Source organism: Limibacillus halophilus (genome assembly GCF_014191775.1).
GTDB lineage: Bacteria > Pseudomonadota > Alphaproteobacteria > Kiloniellales > CECT-8803 > Limibacillus > Limibacillus halophilus.
This window is the reverse complement of record NZ_JACHXA010000006.1, coordinates 89,693-105,200: the sequence shown is the minus strand read 5'-3', so window position 1 is coordinate 105,200 and position 15,508 is coordinate 89,693. Positions and strand designations below refer to the sequence as shown.

13 protein-coding genes and 1 tRNA gene are annotated in these 15,508 nt (G+C 57.5%); 11 read left to right on the top strand and 3 right to left on the bottom strand.

The features are described 5' to 3' along the window. Positions 1-60: 60 nt before the first annotated feature. Positions 61-753, top strand: coding sequence for a TIGR04283 family arsenosugar biosynthesis glycosyltransferase (locus FHR98_RS11510; protein ID WP_183416841.1), 693 nt, complete (start codon positions 61-63; stop codon positions 751-753). Next, positions 750-1,409, top strand: coding sequence for a TIGR04282 family arsenosugar biosynthesis glycosyltransferase (locus tag FHR98_RS11505; protein ID WP_322091250.1), 660 nt, complete (start codon positions 750-752; stop codon positions 1,407-1,409). Before FHR98_RS11510 ends, FHR98_RS11505 begins: the two co-directional genes overlap by 4 nt. Here the strand turns inward: FHR98_RS11505 and moaB are convergent. The 3 genes from moaB to FHR98_RS11490 form a co-directional block, all read right to left on the bottom strand. Continuing rightward, positions 1,406-1,954, bottom strand: a complete 549-nt coding sequence (moaB, locus tag FHR98_RS11500; protein WP_183416840.1) for a molybdenum cofactor biosynthesis protein B — start codon at positions 1,952-1,954, stop codon at positions 1,406-1,408. The genes FHR98_RS11505 and moaB overlap by 4 nt on opposite strands. A 1-nt stretch (position 1,955) precedes the next feature. Further along, entirely contained in the window at positions 1,956-3,743 is a 1,788-nt protein-coding gene (locus FHR98_RS11495; RefSeq protein WP_183416839.1) for a lytic transglycosylase domain-containing protein, read from the bottom strand. 246 nt (positions 3,744-3,989) lie between these two features. Further along, positions 3,990-4,901: a uracil-DNA glycosylase gene (locus tag FHR98_RS11490; protein WP_183416838.1), complete on the bottom strand. Its 912-nt coding sequence runs from the start codon at positions 4,899-4,901 to the stop codon at positions 3,990-3,992. 220 nt (positions 4,902-5,121) lie between these two features. Between FHR98_RS11490 and FHR98_RS11485 the strand changes: the two genes are divergently transcribed. From FHR98_RS11485 to FHR98_RS11445, 9 genes are all read left to right on the top strand, one after another. Beyond that, complete coding sequence (locus tag FHR98_RS11485; protein WP_183416837.1) at positions 5,122-6,777, top strand: electron transfer flavoprotein-ubiquinone oxidoreductase; 1,656 nt, start codon at positions 5,122-5,124, stop codon at positions 6,775-6,777. A gap of 213 nt (positions 6,778-6,990) precedes the next feature. After that, positions 6,991-8,676: a tetratricopeptide repeat protein gene (locus tag FHR98_RS11480; protein WP_183416836.1), complete on the top strand. Its 1,686-nt coding sequence runs from the start codon at positions 6,991-6,993 to the stop codon at positions 8,674-8,676. Next, entirely contained in the window at positions 8,676-9,611 is a 936-nt protein-coding gene (locus FHR98_RS11475; RefSeq protein ID WP_246377767.1) for a 4-(cytidine 5'-diphospho)-2-C-methyl-D-erythritol kinase, read from the top strand. The genes FHR98_RS11480 and FHR98_RS11475 overlap by 1 nt, the downstream gene beginning before the upstream one ends. A 92-nt stretch (positions 9,612-9,703) precedes the next feature. Further along, positions 9,704-9,778 (top strand) — tRNA-Gln (locus tag FHR98_RS11470). A 436-nt stretch (positions 9,779-10,214) separates the two neighbouring features. Continuing rightward, positions 10,215-10,589 (top strand): hypothetical protein, encoded by a 375-nt coding sequence (locus tag FHR98_RS11465; protein WP_183416835.1) that lies wholly within the window; start codon positions 10,215-10,217, stop codon positions 10,587-10,589. A 14-nt stretch (positions 10,590-10,603) separates the two neighbouring features. Then, positions 10,604-11,635, top strand: a complete 1,032-nt coding sequence (locus FHR98_RS11460) for a hypothetical protein (RefSeq protein WP_183416834.1) — start codon at positions 10,604-10,606, stop codon at positions 11,633-11,635. A 208-nt stretch (positions 11,636-11,843) separates the two neighbouring features. Then, positions 11,844-13,019, top strand: a complete 1,176-nt coding sequence (locus FHR98_RS11455; RefSeq protein ID WP_183416833.1) for a hypothetical protein — start codon at positions 11,844-11,846, stop codon at positions 13,017-13,019. Positions 13,020-13,643: 624 nt separating this feature from the next. Beyond that, the gene (locus FHR98_RS11450; RefSeq protein WP_183416832.1) at positions 13,644-14,018 is read left to right on the top strand and encodes a hypothetical protein; all 375 of its coding nucleotides are present in this window, start codon (positions 13,644-13,646) and stop codon (positions 14,016-14,018) included. A 508-nt stretch (positions 14,019-14,526) separates the two neighbouring features. Continuing rightward, positions 14,527-15,465: a hypothetical protein gene (locus FHR98_RS11445; RefSeq protein ID WP_183416831.1), complete on the top strand. Its 939-nt coding sequence runs from the start codon at positions 14,527-14,529 to the stop codon at positions 15,463-15,465. The last annotated feature ends 43 nt before the right edge of the window (positions 15,466-15,508 follow it).

Genomic DNA, 15,508 nt, shown 5'->3' with positions numbered 1-15,508 from the left:
CCGCCGGACCTATCGGAAGGCATATCACGCCGCGCGCCGGCGTGCTATCACGGGCAGGATATGCAGACATCGCTTTCCATCGTTATTCCAACGGTCAATGGCGCTCAGCGCTTGCCTGGATGCCTGGCGGCCCTCACTGCGGGTAACGGCGCGCGCGCGCTCGAATGTGAGTTGGTGATCGTCGATGGCGGGTCGAGCGATGCCAGCGTCGCGCTAGCAGGCGCGGCCGGCGCCCGTGTCATCGCAGCACCCAAGGGGCGGGGGCCGCAGCTTCGCCAGGGCGCCGAAGCAGCGCGCGGCGAATGGCTATTCTTCCTGCACGATGATACGCGCCTGGGTGACGGTTGGCGGCGGGTCGTTCTCGATTTTATCGGCGATGCGGGCAACCGCCGCCGCGCCGGTTATTGCAGACTGGCCTTCGACGAGCCGGGCAGCGCCGCGGCACGCGTGGCGGCCCTGGCGAACTGGCGCGCAAGGGCTTTGGGTCTTCCCTACGGTGACCAGGGTCTGTTGATCGCCCGCGCTTTCTATCAGGATCTGGGCGGTTATCCGGACCAACCCCTGATGGAGGATGTGGCCCTGGTCCGCAAGATTGGCCGCCGCCGTTTGAGTCCATTGAATCTGATCGCCGTGACCTCCGCCGCGCGTTACCGTCAGGACGGTTGGTGGCGGCGGCCGTTCAAGAACCTCTGGCTGTTGGGGCTCTACTTCCTGGGTGCGTCGCCGACGTGGCTGGCGGAGCGCTACCGGTGACCTTGGGACCGCTGCAACGCCATCTCGTGATCTTTGCCCGGGCGCCGCGCCTGGGGACGGTCAAGACGCGCCTGGCGCGCGATTTGGGGGCGGTGGCCGCTTGGCGCTTTCACCGCGACACCACGGCGGCGCTGCTGCGCCGCTTGGGTTGCGACCGGCGCTGGACCGCTTGGCTTGCGGTAACGCCGGATCCGAAGACCGCCTCCGGGCCTGACGGCGGGGGTGCGGGCGGCAGTGGGGGCCTGTGGCCTCTCCCGCGCGGGGTGCGTCTCCTGGGTCAGGGGCAGGGCGATCTCGGCCGGCGCATGGCACGGGTTTTTACAGTTCTGCCGCCGGGTCCGCTGGTGATCGTTGGGTCGGATATTCCGGGCATTGAGCGCGCCGATATAGCCTCTGCCTTCCAGAGCCTACAGCGCCACGACGCGGTGTTGGGGCCCTCGGAGGATGGCGGCTACTGGTTGATCGGCCTGCGGCGTGGCTTGGCGAACGGCGCCTTGCGGCACGCCCCCTTCGACCAGGTGCGCTGGGGTGGCAGTTCCTCGCGCGCAGACACCGCGGCCAACCTGGCAGCACAGGGTGCAAACCTCGCGCTCCTCCGCCCGCTCATCGACATCGACACCGCCGATGATTTGGCGCGGTGGCGCAGCAGCGCTTAGCCGGCGGCTTTGTTCATGTGTTCCTGAAGGCGGGGCATCAGTTCGACGAGGTTGCAGGGTTTGTGGCGGCTGTCGAGCTGATAGCGCAGGATTTGCCCCCAACCGTCTTTGCAGGCGCTGGGTGAACCCGGCAGGGCGAAGAGGTAGGTGCCGCGCGCCACGCCGCCGACAGCCCGGCTCTGCATGGTGGAGGTCCCAATCTTTTCGTAGCTCAGCCAGCGGAACAGCTCGCCGAAGCCCTCGATTTCCTTGTCCATCACCTGGCGCAGGGCCTCCGGCGTCACGTCGCGTCCCGTTACCCCGGTGCCGCCCGTGGTGATGATGACATCGATCAGGGGATCTTCGATCAAACGATGCAGGACGCGCGCGATACCGGTCTGGTCGTCGGTCACGATTTCGCGCTGCACGACCTTGTGGCCGTCCTCCTGGATCATGCGTTCCAGAAGAGAGCCTGATTTGTCGGTTTCCGGCGTGCGCGTATCGGACACGGTCAGAACTGCAACGTTTACGGGAAGAAATGGAAGTGTCTCGTCAATTCGCGCCATGCTATTCCGTGCCGCGCCGTGCGGCCTCCTGAAGGGGGTCATCCAAGGATAGATAGTGAGGCCAATCACCGGCTGCCAGTGTTTTCAATGAAGGTGATTCCTGTCCAAGCCGGGCCCGGTACATCCAAAAGTTTGCCAACACGCGTTCGATGAAAAACCGAGTCTGGCGCGATGGCAGCGATTCGATGAAGAGTAGCGGGTCATAGCGGTGGTCGGTTTCCCTTTGCCACTTCAACAAGTTACCGGGGCCGCCGTTATAGGCGGCCGCAAGCCGAAACAGATCACCTTCCACCATCGACTGGTCCAGCAGATAGCTAAGGTAGCTCTGGCCGAGATCAAGATTTACTTCAGGAATGTAAAGATTTCGTAAACGGCCGTTGCTATAGCGGGAGTCTCCGGAGATGTAGCTGGCTGTCGACGGCAATATCTGCATCAAGCCGCGTGCGCCTGAGCTGCTTTGTGCCCGCGGATCGAAGCGGGACTCCTGGCGCACAAACGCGAAAATCAAGGCCCGGTCGAGGAGGAACCCGCTCTCTGGCTTCCAGTGCGGCAGGGGATAAAGGCCGGTAATGACATGCGGGTCATCGGGCGCGACACCCAGACGAAGGAGCTGCCCGGCCAAGCGATAGGACAGGTGCGGCAGCCCGGCGGCATCAGCCAGAATGAGCAACTGACGCGCACCGACCTCTTCCTCCCAACCACCGGATTGGAGAAGTTCCGCCTCCGCGAGATCGCGGCGGTCAATCTGCAGCAAGGCCATGCTGCGTTTGATAGCCGGATTGGCCTCCAAACCACCGAGCGCCGCCAGATTGCTCGGTGGGATCGACGGCACTGCCGCAATGCCGAGGGCGTCGCGGGCCAAGAGGCCGTAGAAGCTATGGCCTTCGGCGGCGGCGAGTCTAAGCCAGTGGCTCATGGCCTGAGGCTGCTTCAACCGCAACGCGACACGCGCAGCCCAGTATGCGCCGGCAGCACGGCTTGCCGGTGACGCGCGCCCCTTTCCAGCGAGCTTTCCGAAGAAGGCGCCGGCGTCCTCGAACCTTTCCAGCCGCCAGCTTGCCAACCCGGCGATCCAAGTCGCATAGGGCGCCATGGCGCCGGAGCGCTTAGCCGCCGGTGCGGCCAAGGCCAGGGCGCGGTTGTCGCGCCCTAAATAGTACCAGCCTGCCGCAACCTCACCGTAGGCAACATCGAGTTCGACCTGATCCAGAACCTGCCGGACTTCGGCGCTGGCAAGCCAAGCCTCGGTCGCGCTCAGTCGGTCGCGCATTACGTTGCGCCGGACCTGCGTCAGGATCTCCGTAGCCTGCTGCCTTTCGGAAGAACTGCGAGCCCGGGGCGAGACATAAGCAGGCGTCCGGTCGAGCGCCAGGGAGAAGGGGGGCAGCAGGACACCGCTTGCTCTGGGTTCGACGAGCGCCGGTGCCGATGCCGGTTGCCGCTGAAGGGCAAGCTTGTAGATGCGGTCCGCGCCGGGATGGTCGCGGTAATCCCGTAACCACGCCGCCAGTTCGCCATAACGCGACCGATAGGCGGTTGGGTGCATGTAGCGCTGGAAAAGAACGTGCCCCAGCAAAAGGGGATCTTCCAGTTCGGAAATTATCCCGTCTGCAGCATCCCACTGGCCGCGGCGTTGCAAAGCTAAGATCTTTTGGTAGCGCTCTGCGTCGGCCTGACTGAGTGGCCTTGGCAGGCTCTGGACCCCAGTGGCCTCCACCTTGTCCGCGGCGATCGCCGGTTCGCCGGAAAGCACAAGGCTGACCACTAGCAGACAGATAAAGGCTGCCATCCTCACAATTGCTGTGGAAATCCTACAAGGGGATGGCAATAGCGGTTCCTTGATCGTTGAGCCTGTTCGGCCCCCCCTTCAAACCAGGGGTGACGCCTTATGGAAAGCGGGAAGTCTAGACGCGGGCGGGGCGGCGCGACAAGCGTCTCGTCCGGGCGGCTCATGCTTCGGCTTCGTAGCGGCCTGCCGGCTGCCGTACTTTTTCGATCAAACGATGTGTTCGCCGGGCCTTCGGGATGCAAGAGATCAAGCTTCTTCTCTGTGCGCCTTGAGTGATAGCAGATCTCGCCAGACCAAGCTTTTCTGCTGCGGCATGCGGAGCAGGTAGGCAGGATGCAATGTCACCAGCGTCGGTAGGGGTTGGTCGAGGAATTCATTCCTGTAGTCGAACCAGCGACCGCGCAGCCGCAAGACACCCTCGGTCGTATCCAACAGGGTCTTAGCGGCGCTAGCGCCGACAAAAAGCAGATGGCGGGGCCGAACCAGCGCTATGTGTTTTTCAACAAAGGGCAAACAAAGCGCCACTTCCGCCGGGGTGGGCGTGCGGTTGCCGGGCGGACGCCAGAACACGACGTTCGAAATGTAGACCCGCGTCCGATCCAGATCGATGGCGGCCAGCATCCGGTCGAGCAGTTGGCCCGCGTCGCCGACGAAGGGCAGACCCTTACGGTCTTCATTGGCCCCCGGCGCTTCTCCAATGATCATCAGGTCGGCTTCGGGGTTTCCGTCGGCGAAGACCGTGTTGCTCGCGGTTTTCTTCAAAGGACAGGCATCGAATCCTTCAAGCGCTGCACGCAGTTCGGTCAGTGTCGAAGCGGTCGCAGCCAGTACGCGGGCCTCTGCGACGGCGGCATCCTGGGATCGCAATTCGGAAACCCTGGGTTCGAATACTCCTGTCGCTGGGCCGGAGTTCTCCTCTGGCCCGCGCTTATTGGCCGTGTGGGAAGCAACAGCCTTGTCGTCTGGCTTCGGCATCGCCTTGCCGGGAGTCGCGGGGAGCGCAGCAGGCTCGCGTTTCGATTCCGCATAGCGATCCTGCGGCAGGTCGGCGATTGCTTCGTCCGCGCCTAACTCGATCTGCCAGCGGAGGGCCTCGAGCGCCGCGGCTCGCCCAGGATCTGCCGCTTTGGCATCCGTTTTGTCGTTGTCACCACTCATGATGAGACAAGCTAGCACCCGAGGCGCCCGATGGCAGGGAATTTTTGCGATTTGAGAGCGCCTAAAGACGCCAGTCAGGGTGAAATCTGTCGCATCGGCGATAGAGCCTCAAATTAAGTCAGGGCAATGAATGATTTATGCTGCCGCAGGACTTGCAGGGCTGGCATCTGCCCTTAGTATGTCGGGTGATTGCAACGCGCCAAGGTGACGGAGGAAAGCTATGGAACGCGAGTATATGGAGTACGATGTCGTCATCGTTGGCGCCGGACCTGCCGGTTTGGCCGCCGCCATAAAGTTGCGCCAGTTATCGCAGGAAACCGGCCGAGAGATCACGGTTTGTGTCTTGGAAAAAGGATCCGAGGTTGGCGCACATATTCTCTCGGGCGCTGTGTTCGAACCCAGGCCGTTGGACGAGTTGATCCCGGATTGGAAGGAGAAAGGCGCACCGCTCACAAATCCGGTACGGCATGAGAAATTTATGATGCTGACCGAGAAGAAAGCGTTCAATTTTCCCATCGCTCTGTTGCCCAAGCAGCTTCACAACGATGGCAACTACATCATCTCGCTTGGAAACCTGTGCCGTTGGATGGCCGAGCAGGCCGAGGCGCTTGGCGCGGAGATCTATCCGGGTTTTGCCGCCGCTGAAGTGCTCTATCACGAGGACGGCCGGGTCAAAGGCGTGGCGACGGGTGATCTGGGCATCGGCAAGGACGGCAACAACAAGGACTCCTATCAGCCGGGCATGGAGTTGCATGGCAAGTACACGCTGTTTGGCGAGGGGTGCCGTGGCTCATTGACCAAAACCTTGGAGCAGCGATTCAATCTACGCGACGGAGCGGACCCGCAAACCTACGGACTTGGCATCAAGGAACTGTGGGAAGTCGATCCGTCGAAGCATCAGGAAGGCACGGTTGTCCATACCGCGGGTTGGCCGATGGATGGCGCGACCTACGGCGGCTCCTTTATTTACCATCTGCCCGACAATCAAGTTTACGTCGGGTACGTGGTTGGGCTGGATTATCAGAATCCGCACCTAAGCCCGTTCCAAGAGATGCAGCGCTTTAAAACGCATCCGGCAATCCGCGCGTTGTTGGATGGCGGTAAGCGGATTGCCTACGGAGCGCGTGCGCTAAACGAAGGCGGACTGCAGTCCATCCCCAAGCTGATTTTCCCTGGTGGCGCCTTGATCGGCTGTACGGCGGGATTCTTGAATGTTCCCAAGATCAAGGGTAGCCACAACGCGATGAAAAGCGGAATGCTCGCGGCGGAGTCCATCGCTCAGGCGCTAGAGTCCGATTACGACAGCCCGGCGCCGACGCTGGATTCCTACCCGGAGGCTTTCAAATCGTCTTGGGTTTACAAGGAACTGCACGAAGCCAGGAATTTCCGTCCGGCTTTTGCTCGCTGGGGACTGCTCGGCGGCACGCTGTACGGTGGCTTTGATCTCAAGGTGCTTGCCGGCAAGGCGCCCTGGACCTTCCATCACAAGCACGCCGATCACGAGAGCCTGAAGCCAGCCTCGGAAATGCCGAAGATCGCCTATCCGAAACCTGATGGCGTGATTACTTTCGACCGGCTTTCGAGCGTTTTCCTATCCAATACCAACCATGAAGAAGATCAACCGGTGCACTTGCACCTCAAGGATCCTTCAGTGCCGATCTCGCACAATCTGGCGCTTTTCGACGAGCCGGCCCAGCGCTACTGCCCGGCCGGTGTCTATGAGGTCGTGTATGACGATAAGGGCGAGAACCCGCAGTTCGTGATCAACGCGCAAAACTGCGTGCACTGTAAGACCTGTGATATCAAGGATCCGAAACAGAACATCGTTTGGAAAACACCCGAGGGCGGCGGCGGCCCGAACTATCCGAACATGTAACCGCTGGACGTAGGGGGAGGATCAGTGGCTGGTTACCCGGTCACTTCCCCTTTACTCCATCATTCGGCGATTGAGGCGGCTTGTGCTTGAGCGCTAGACTATCGTGACGGGTGACGTGCTGGTGGTGTATCTCGCAGGAGACATCCAAAAGGCGTCCGTAACGGGATACCCCCGATCAACGGGAAGCGAGGCCTCCTTGTGGCTGTTACCACTATGAAAGACTTGAAAGTATTTCGCCGGCTGGCGGCCGGTGTCTTCATCCTTGGTTTGTCGCTGGCACCTTTGCCGCGAAGCGCCATGGCGCAGGCCGCAGGCGACTATCTGGCGGGCCGCCACGCGGACCTGCAAAACGATATCGTGCAAGCGGCGCATTATTACGAACGCGCTTTGACCCGGGACCCGGAGAACGTTGAGTTGTTGCGACGCACGTTCTCGCTCTTGGCGTCGGCGGGACAGCTGGTAAAAGCGGTGCCATTGGCGCAGCAGCTTTACAGCCAGGACCCCGCTAATGCGACGGCGCTAACGGTCTTGGTGGTGGATGATCTGAAGCGCGGCAAGGTTTCGCTGGCCCAGAGTTTTCTGGACAGTCTGCCCAATAGTGGTGTGGCTCAACTTGTCGGCCCGCCGCTCAAGGCTTGGGTTGCCATGGCCGCTTCCAATCGCGAGGGTGCGCTGCTCGCGCTTCAGCCCTTGGACAAACTGCAGGGTGCCTCGGCTTTACGCGACCTTCACATTGGAATGATCAATGATTTGGCAGGCGAGGTCGTGGCGGCAGATACGGCTTATCAGGCATTGTTGAGCGACCGTGAACGGATCTCCTACCGTTCGGCGCTGGTAATCGGGAATTTCTTCGAACGCAGCGGAAAGGCGGCACAGGCACGTGCGCTGTACCAGGATCAGGCGTCGCAGCAATCGGATGGTAATCTTTTCGAACCCGCCTTTGCGCGCCTCGATATTGGCCAGGTCCCGAAGCCCTTGATCGCCTCGCCACTTGATGGACTTTCGGAATCGCTCTTTCATTTGGCGACGATATTTCGCCAGCAGCGCGCGAACGACGTCGCTTTGATCTTCACCGAGCTAGCGTTGCACCTGCGGCCGGACTTGGATGTAGCCAACATGCTCGCTGGCGAAATTCACCAGAATGAAGGTCGATCACAGTCGGCGATCAAGGCGTTCCGACGCATCGACGAAAAGACCCCGCTTGGCTGGACCGCCTTGCTCCAGATTGCTGGAGAGTTGGCCGAGGTCGGAAAAGTGGATGAAGCGGAATGGGTGCTCAAGACACTAGCTGCCGACCGCAAGGATCGCTTCGAGCCGCTGGTGCGGCTTGGCAACCTGCTTCGATCCGAGGAACGCTTTACGCAGGCCGTTGATGCTTACTCGAAGGCGTTGGAGCGTATCGGCGTGTCGGAACGTCGGCATTGGTCGATCTACTATTTCCGCGGCATTGCCTACGAGCAGTCTGATCAGTGGAGTATGGCCGAAGCCGACTTCCTAAAAGCGTTGGAGCTTGAGCCGGGACAACCGAACGTCCTTAATTATCTCGCCTATTCCTGGGTCGAGTTGCGTATTAACCTTGAGCGCGCCGAGGAGATGCTCAAGCAGGCCGTGGCGGCCCGTCCTTCGGATGGTTACATCGTCGATAGTCTGGGGTGGATCTATTACCGTCTCGGTCGTTTCGAAGAAGCGGCGGACCGATTGGAGCGGGCCGTCGAATTGCGTCCGCAAGATCCCACCATCAACGATCACCTGGGTGATGCCTACTGGCAGGTCGGGCGCAAACGGGAGGCCCGCTTTCAATGGATCCGCGCTTTGGGGTTGCAGGATGACGAGGAACAGCGGCTGCTCATCGAGCAGAAGCTTGAGACTGGTCTGACGGATTCGCCGAAGGATATCTGATGACCGCGTTGCCTTCCGGGTCAGTACCCGCAGGCGGGAAGCAGGACTGCAGAGCGGGAGAGGAAGCCGGTATCGTCCGCATGGCCGCCGCCAAAGTTAACCTCTCTCTGCAGATCATCGGAAAGCGCCCAGACGGTTATCATGAACTGGAAAGCCTCGTGGTTTTTGCCGATTTTGGTGACCGGCTTTCATTCCGGCCATCCGCGACGGTTTCGCTCCAAGTTGCGGGACCCTTCGCCGCGGCGCTGAAGGACACTAAGGAAAATTTGGTTCTGCGCGCTGCGGGAGGACTGTTGGCGGGTGCGACGTTTGAAGGCAATCCACCGGGGGCTGCAATTCGCCTTGAAAAGGGTCTACCTGTTGCCGCCGGGCTGGGCGGTGGCTCGGCTGACGCGGCAGCGGCGATCGATGGCTTGCTTGCCTTATGGAAGCTCCCCATCGAGCCTGAAAAACTGTTTGAACTGGCCCGGTCCCTGGGGGCGGACGTTCCAGTCTGCCTGCATGGCCAGGCGTCCATCATGCGTGGAGTAGGGGAGGTTATCGATCCGGCACCAGAGTTGCCAGATTTCTCGCTGCTCTTGGTCAATCCGGGGGCGGCTTTGGCGACGCCGAATGTCTTTCGCGCACGGCAGGGCGCCTTCTCGAAGGTTACCGATTGGCCGGAATCCTTTGCCGATCTTAAGAGCTTCGTGGCGACTCTGGAAGGTCGACCCAACGATCTTGAAGCTGCAGCGATCAGCCTGCAACCGTCAGTGCGAGAGGTGCTGGATAGGCTGGAAGCTCTCCCCAACTGTGTTTTGGCCCGCATGTCGGGCAGCGGCGCGAGTTGCTTCGGACTCTTTGCGACATTACAAGAAGCGCGCCATGGCGAGGCGGCGCTTCAGGTGGCAAGGCCAGAGTGGTGGGTCCGCGCGGCAGCGTGCCGCCGACAATGACGAAAGAGACGGCTAATCGAAAAGAGGGCGTTGCAGTGCCCGGAAAGGGGCGCTATCTTCCGGCTCACTTCGGGCCGGTTGGCCCTGGCTGTTGGGGCGTGGCCAAGCGGTAAGGCACCGGTTTTTGGTACCGGCATTCGCAGGTTCGAATCCTGCCGCCCCAGCCATTTTCTCAAAAATGTTTATTATCAATGGTTTAGATCGAATCTTCCGGGATTGGATTGGGACAGGTCGTAACAGTTTCCTGTGTTACTGAGACGGTAGAAATGACGGCCGCGTAGGACAAGAATTCTCGGGGCCCCGCCAGATAATAGGCGCTTGGACTCATCAGGTTCAGAGTCCCTTCTCGTCGATGCGGCTGGAAGAAGCTTGGTGGATGTCGTTCATCTGTGCCGACTTGGCGACAAATTCCCAAGAATCTAAAATTCAAAACTGTGACATTTTTGCAAATATTATTGATATCAATGGGTTGGATGGGTGAAATCGATGATTTCCCTAGGGGTTCCCTAGGGAGGCCTAAGATTGGCAAAGATTCCTAGGACGTCCCAATAATCAGTCGTTAGATGGGTTGACCTCCGTTGCACACAAACAAGGAGGTACCCAGTGCGCGATTCCCGAATTCAGCCCCTATTCCCCCTTTCCGTAGACGGCTATTACCGACTTTCTTATGACTCCCATCAGTGGATGATCGAACGCCGGAACATTTTGCGACCGCAAAAGGGGAAGGACAGCGGCTATCGTGGCATCTGCTATGTCATGGTCCAGAAGTCGACTCTGCTCCAAAAGTGCAAGCGTCTCGAGATTCCTTTAACCGTCGGGGCAAAATTGAAGCTCGATCTTCTTCCGGACCGTTTTCTCGTCTTCAGGGCCGAAATTGAGCGGCTCGGTGTCGACGCTTATCTGCGCCGGCTTGGAAAACGCATCAGTGAGCGGCTCGACCGTACCGAGCTTGTCGAACTCACCCCCCAGGACGCCTGAAAGAGGAACATCGTATGCAGCATCAATTCATCAGCCTTTCCGAAGCCCGCAGCGACCTGGATTCCAGCTGCCCCATGGAAGACGCTCCGGGTCTCATGAGGTACTTTGCAATTTCTTATGGCGGTTGTGATCCTCGACACCAGTTCCTGCATGTCATCGTGCCGGGCATCGAGGTTTCCCGGATCGAGATCAGCGCGAAAGTAACCTGGGTTCAGATTGGGCTCTCGTTGGGTCGTAAAACAAGTGCGGAAAAACTGAGGAATGTGATCTCCAGCGCTCATCCGGGATGGTTTGAACTCGCTAGCGGTGACGGTGTCACTCGCAGACCTGACGATTCCTGGCACATGCGCTTCCATGATATAGATCGGAGCCTCCTCAAGCGCGCCGTAGCGGCTCTCAGGGGGGAATACTTGCTTGCGGCACAACCTTGCGTCCAGGGGATGCAGGTTTCGCTGGAGTTCAAGTCCGGCACTAATGAGTTGCTAGGTGATCCCCGGCTGGCAAGTTTGATCGCAGGTCATCTCTGCGTCTTCATCGAGAATGGTTCAATGGGCGCTAAATCCGAGCAAGCACAAAACGGCTTTGGTGTGCCTCGGCACGCTCGAAACATGAAGAAGGCTGCGGCGCCAGCGGGCAAGGTGATCTGCTCTACCGAGTTACCATTTGCAGCGGGAATGCTCAGGCCAACTCCGGCCCAACGTGACATTGGATGGTCGCTGGCTGAAGTAAGCGCTCCGGGGGCGGAACCAGGTGGCGAAGTGTTCGCCCAGGTTGAGGCCCGGCAACAGGTGAGGCTTGATCTCATGTTTGGGCCGAAGGAGTTGCAGCGACTTGGGATCGACCAAGTATCCGATCTGAATCGGCTTCATCTTGAAGCGCTTAGGCCCGTCTATCTCCCGTTCCGCCTTTCGACCTATGGAAGAGTGGTGGAGGTCGGGATGGGTGGTCAACGTCCCGAAGAGCTTGTGTGGAATTCACGGCATCTTGTTGAGTTCAGCGAGCTCAATGCAAGGGTGGCTGCCTCTCTGAGAGCAGTCCAATGGTAGCGCCGGAGGCGTTTGCTCCGTGAGGGTGCTTTCAAGACAAGCGCTTGACCTCGGTTCTTAGTGAAACCCATTGACCCACCTGCACGTCCATAGACCACCTCGGCGCTTCTCTGGAGCCAGGGTATCGCTTTGGGCATGTCCGCATGTCCCTCCAGCGTTACCGAGAATGCTGAAGGGGCACAACAACATAAGGAATGGAATTAATAGAATGCGTCGGAACATCAATCTAGAAACGAAAAAAGCAGACGTGGCGCTCGAGTTCTTTAAGTCTGCCAGCAAGACCAGGCTGCATTACAAGATTATCCCGCACGAACTGAAACAGCGGCGTTTTCAAGGACTGAAGATACTTGCTCCTGAGATCGACCTATCGCGGTTCCGAACCAATGCGACGATTGATTGGCTTGAGGTGCAGGTAGTTCTACAGCGCAAGACGAATGTAATGAAGCTGAGGCATATAGTTGAGCAAGCGGGAAATACGAACATCTGGGTGAAGAATCTGGGCCGAGAAAGTCGCTATGTGTCTGCTAGCTGGATTATTAAATTTCAAAACCCAGAGAGGATTTTGGTGGCGGATGCAATCCATTTGCTCAGCTGTGAATTCAAACTGAGAGGACCGGCATCAGTCAATGCTATGGAAGTGTCGATCGACTTCTATCCGAAAAGCTCTCGTACAAAAGAACGTCTCAAGATGGTTGGGTTGCTGCAACGTCATTTGTTTCTGAAGCATCCGGAAGCCTGGCAACCAATGGGCCTCCCGCGGAGTGCTGCGCGGCTCGGGGAAGTCCCTTTCTGGATCAATGATGATTTAGGACAGACAAGAGCCGAGAAGGACCCGGCTCCTAGTTCAAGGTCTCCCTTTGTTGACGGCACTTATCAGATAGGACCCCAAAAAAAAGGCGTGGGGTGGCGTGTCATGGATAAGACAACTGACAAGCGCAGAAGCTCAACTGATTTCGAGGCGCTCCCCCTGAAACAGTGCCGTGCCCGAGTAGAGGTAACATTGTATCGGCAGGAGATTGATCGTTTGGACATAGATACTATATCGGACCTGAGAAGGTTTGACTTTGAAACGCTCCGACGAACCTATTTCCCCTTCTACCTGCCGACCTTTGCAATGGAGGAGGGAAGCGATAGCAGTTCGGTCAGTGATCATGCGAGCCGGAAGAGGCTATTACTAGAGATTGGCCGCTTCCTCGATGAAGGTGTCATGGGGGTCGCTACGGGTTGGGGAGCGACACGGAGAACAAGGCAGTGGCGGAAAAGGGGAAAGGCGTCCTCTGGTGTGCATCGGACTATCTCACCACCGCATAACAATGGTCCTTTGATTGAATATAGCGAGTTGAATGAGAAAGTGAGGGGAGCGCTTCGTTATCTTCGTTGGTAGAGGAAAACTCATAGGGTTCATCCCCTACTTAACCTCTTAGTTATTAGAGAGCGCCCACCCATGAAGCCCTCATCCCTTGCCGTTGCTGGCATAGGCCATTTTGGCGTTGCACGAATCTCGGTGCCAAACTACCAAAAAAGTCATTCTTTTCTGACTGATTGGCTGCGAGCTTTCATCACCGAACGCGTCTTGTGAGGGGCATCAGGTGGGCGTTCTCACTCCGCTTTCAAGAAGAAAGAAAAGTGAGTGGTAAAACCCTAAATGTCAGATGATACAATCGGTGAAATCGCAACCGCATCTCAGAGCGGCTCACTTGCAATCACGCATCTTCTTCGAGTTTGAACCACCTCGGCGTTCGCTGAGCCATTGCTGTGGAAGGTTGCCCGCCAAAAGAGGCAAGTTCGGTTGCCGAGCGGCAGTTCACGGGGCTCGCGCCATGTGTAGGACCGCTGCCTCGGTTATCGAAGCAAGATGTAATTGCTGTGTGCATCATCGCCGTGCCTCTAATTGCCAATATGAATATGTTTCGGCATCATTATGTACGCAATGAACTGTTGCTTTGAAGTTATCTAGCCAAGTGCTACCTGAGTAGTCTTTGCTGCTTCAAGTAGTTGGAGGTGAATTGTGCGGAAAAAGGAAATTCTGGACGCTGTGCAGCGACTTGATGAAGTAGCTTTGTATGAACTTGCCGCCGACGAAATGGAGTCCGGGGCAATCGTGAAAGGTCTATGGCTTAAAGCGCAGGTAGCTTCGCGTGATGATCCTGAAAAGGCCAGGTTAGAATACCTTAACCTCCGCGTGCAGGCGTTAAAGGATGAACGGGTTGTTTCAGAAATTTACGGAGAACAGGTTTCCGGTGAGTCCTATGAGATAGACACCCGAACTGGTGGAAGGATTTTCAGAAACAAGAAGTATTATGAGATTGATAGAATAGCGTGGGCGAATAGAGAGGGCGTATATGAGGATGAATTTATGCCAGCACCAATTTTAAAAAAATAAGTAAATCTATATGATAATTTATAAAAATGAACGCACATAGTAAATATTCGTATTTTACAGTAAGTATAGAGGTTCGTGGCTTTGCGAAAACAAGCCCAATATCAATGGATGGAAACAATTCGCGCTGACTGAGCATTTGGAACTATCGCCTTCGGTGGGCGGGCCAAGACGCCCCGGCACATGGATGTGCGGTTTCTCGCCACCGTATCCTTCAGGACTATTAGCAATATCCCATTCGAGAAGGCACAGGCCCTCTTCTGGAAAACTCCTTTTGCCGACCCTCTTCGCCGTTTGCAGGGCACCAAATCTATGATGCCGGGAAGGGCTCTAAATTCCAGTAAAGATGTAATAGGAGCAGTGGGTCATTTGATAACTCATTTGTGATACTTGCCCACGCGAACACGTGCGTCGAGATTTACAACTTGATACACTGGCTCGCATGGTGCGAAAGCGAAAATTCACCTCTCCAGCATCTTTGTATCAGGCTCGAAAGTCATTCAGACGCTTCATGCTTGGTACCTCTGCTGCGGCATTGATGCATGGACAGATGAAGGCAAAGGCGGTTTCCGATATAGCTGCATCATCAGCTTTTTGGATCAACCCGGTGTTGGCCACCGACGCCGCTATACAGCTTGATCGCTGGCTGACTGAGGTTTCCCAATCCGCTGCTACGGTTTACGACAAGGCGCTGGACGGCGTTTATCTCGATGCGATGCGAGTGGGTTCCACAAAGGCTCTCGGCGGTGCCTATCACCGGCTTTTTGATGGTGGGCACGACTTAGCTTCAGCGTGGAAACGAGTGAGGGAAGCATTGCCTGACGACACCTTCGGGCAAGAGGTGTCTGGCTATCTCTCAGCTATCTGGAAAGACGTTGTGACACCGATGGGGTTGCCCGTCATTTCATTTGACAAGGGAAGGTATGATGCAGTCGCAGAAGGTCTGCAACAAACCCTGGGCGTGTCCTACGAATGGCTTTATGACCTTGCTACATTCACGGCGACAGAGGGGATTGGTGCCCTGGTTGGCGCGCTTGCGCTCGTATTGAAGTGGAGGCAGGCCCAAGTGAAAGAGTTCTCAGAGATAGTGGGTGCTCTTGGTGTAACAGCGATGGTCTCGCTGAACCCAATCCTTGCGGTTGTCGTCGTTCTAGGTGCTGCAAGGACCTACCAGCTTTCGCAGCAGAAGGATGCGGGAAAGGGTGCACTGAAGGGGCTTTTATCCGGGTCTGCTTCCAGCGGGTCGCTCATTGCGACGTCCCTAATGATTGGTGGGCCGGTGTGGGTTGGCGTAATCGCTGGTGTGGTTGTGAGCGTGCTGGTTAGGCAGGGATGCAGTGACAAATCATTAGATCGCATCAAGGAACGAGGCAGCAAATTTTGTGAGATCAAAGGTCATGAACTGATCGCAGGGGCAAGAGCGCTTATGCCTGCATTGGTACGCAAATAAAAAAGAAGATACATTTTGTTCGGAGAAACAATATATAAAAATA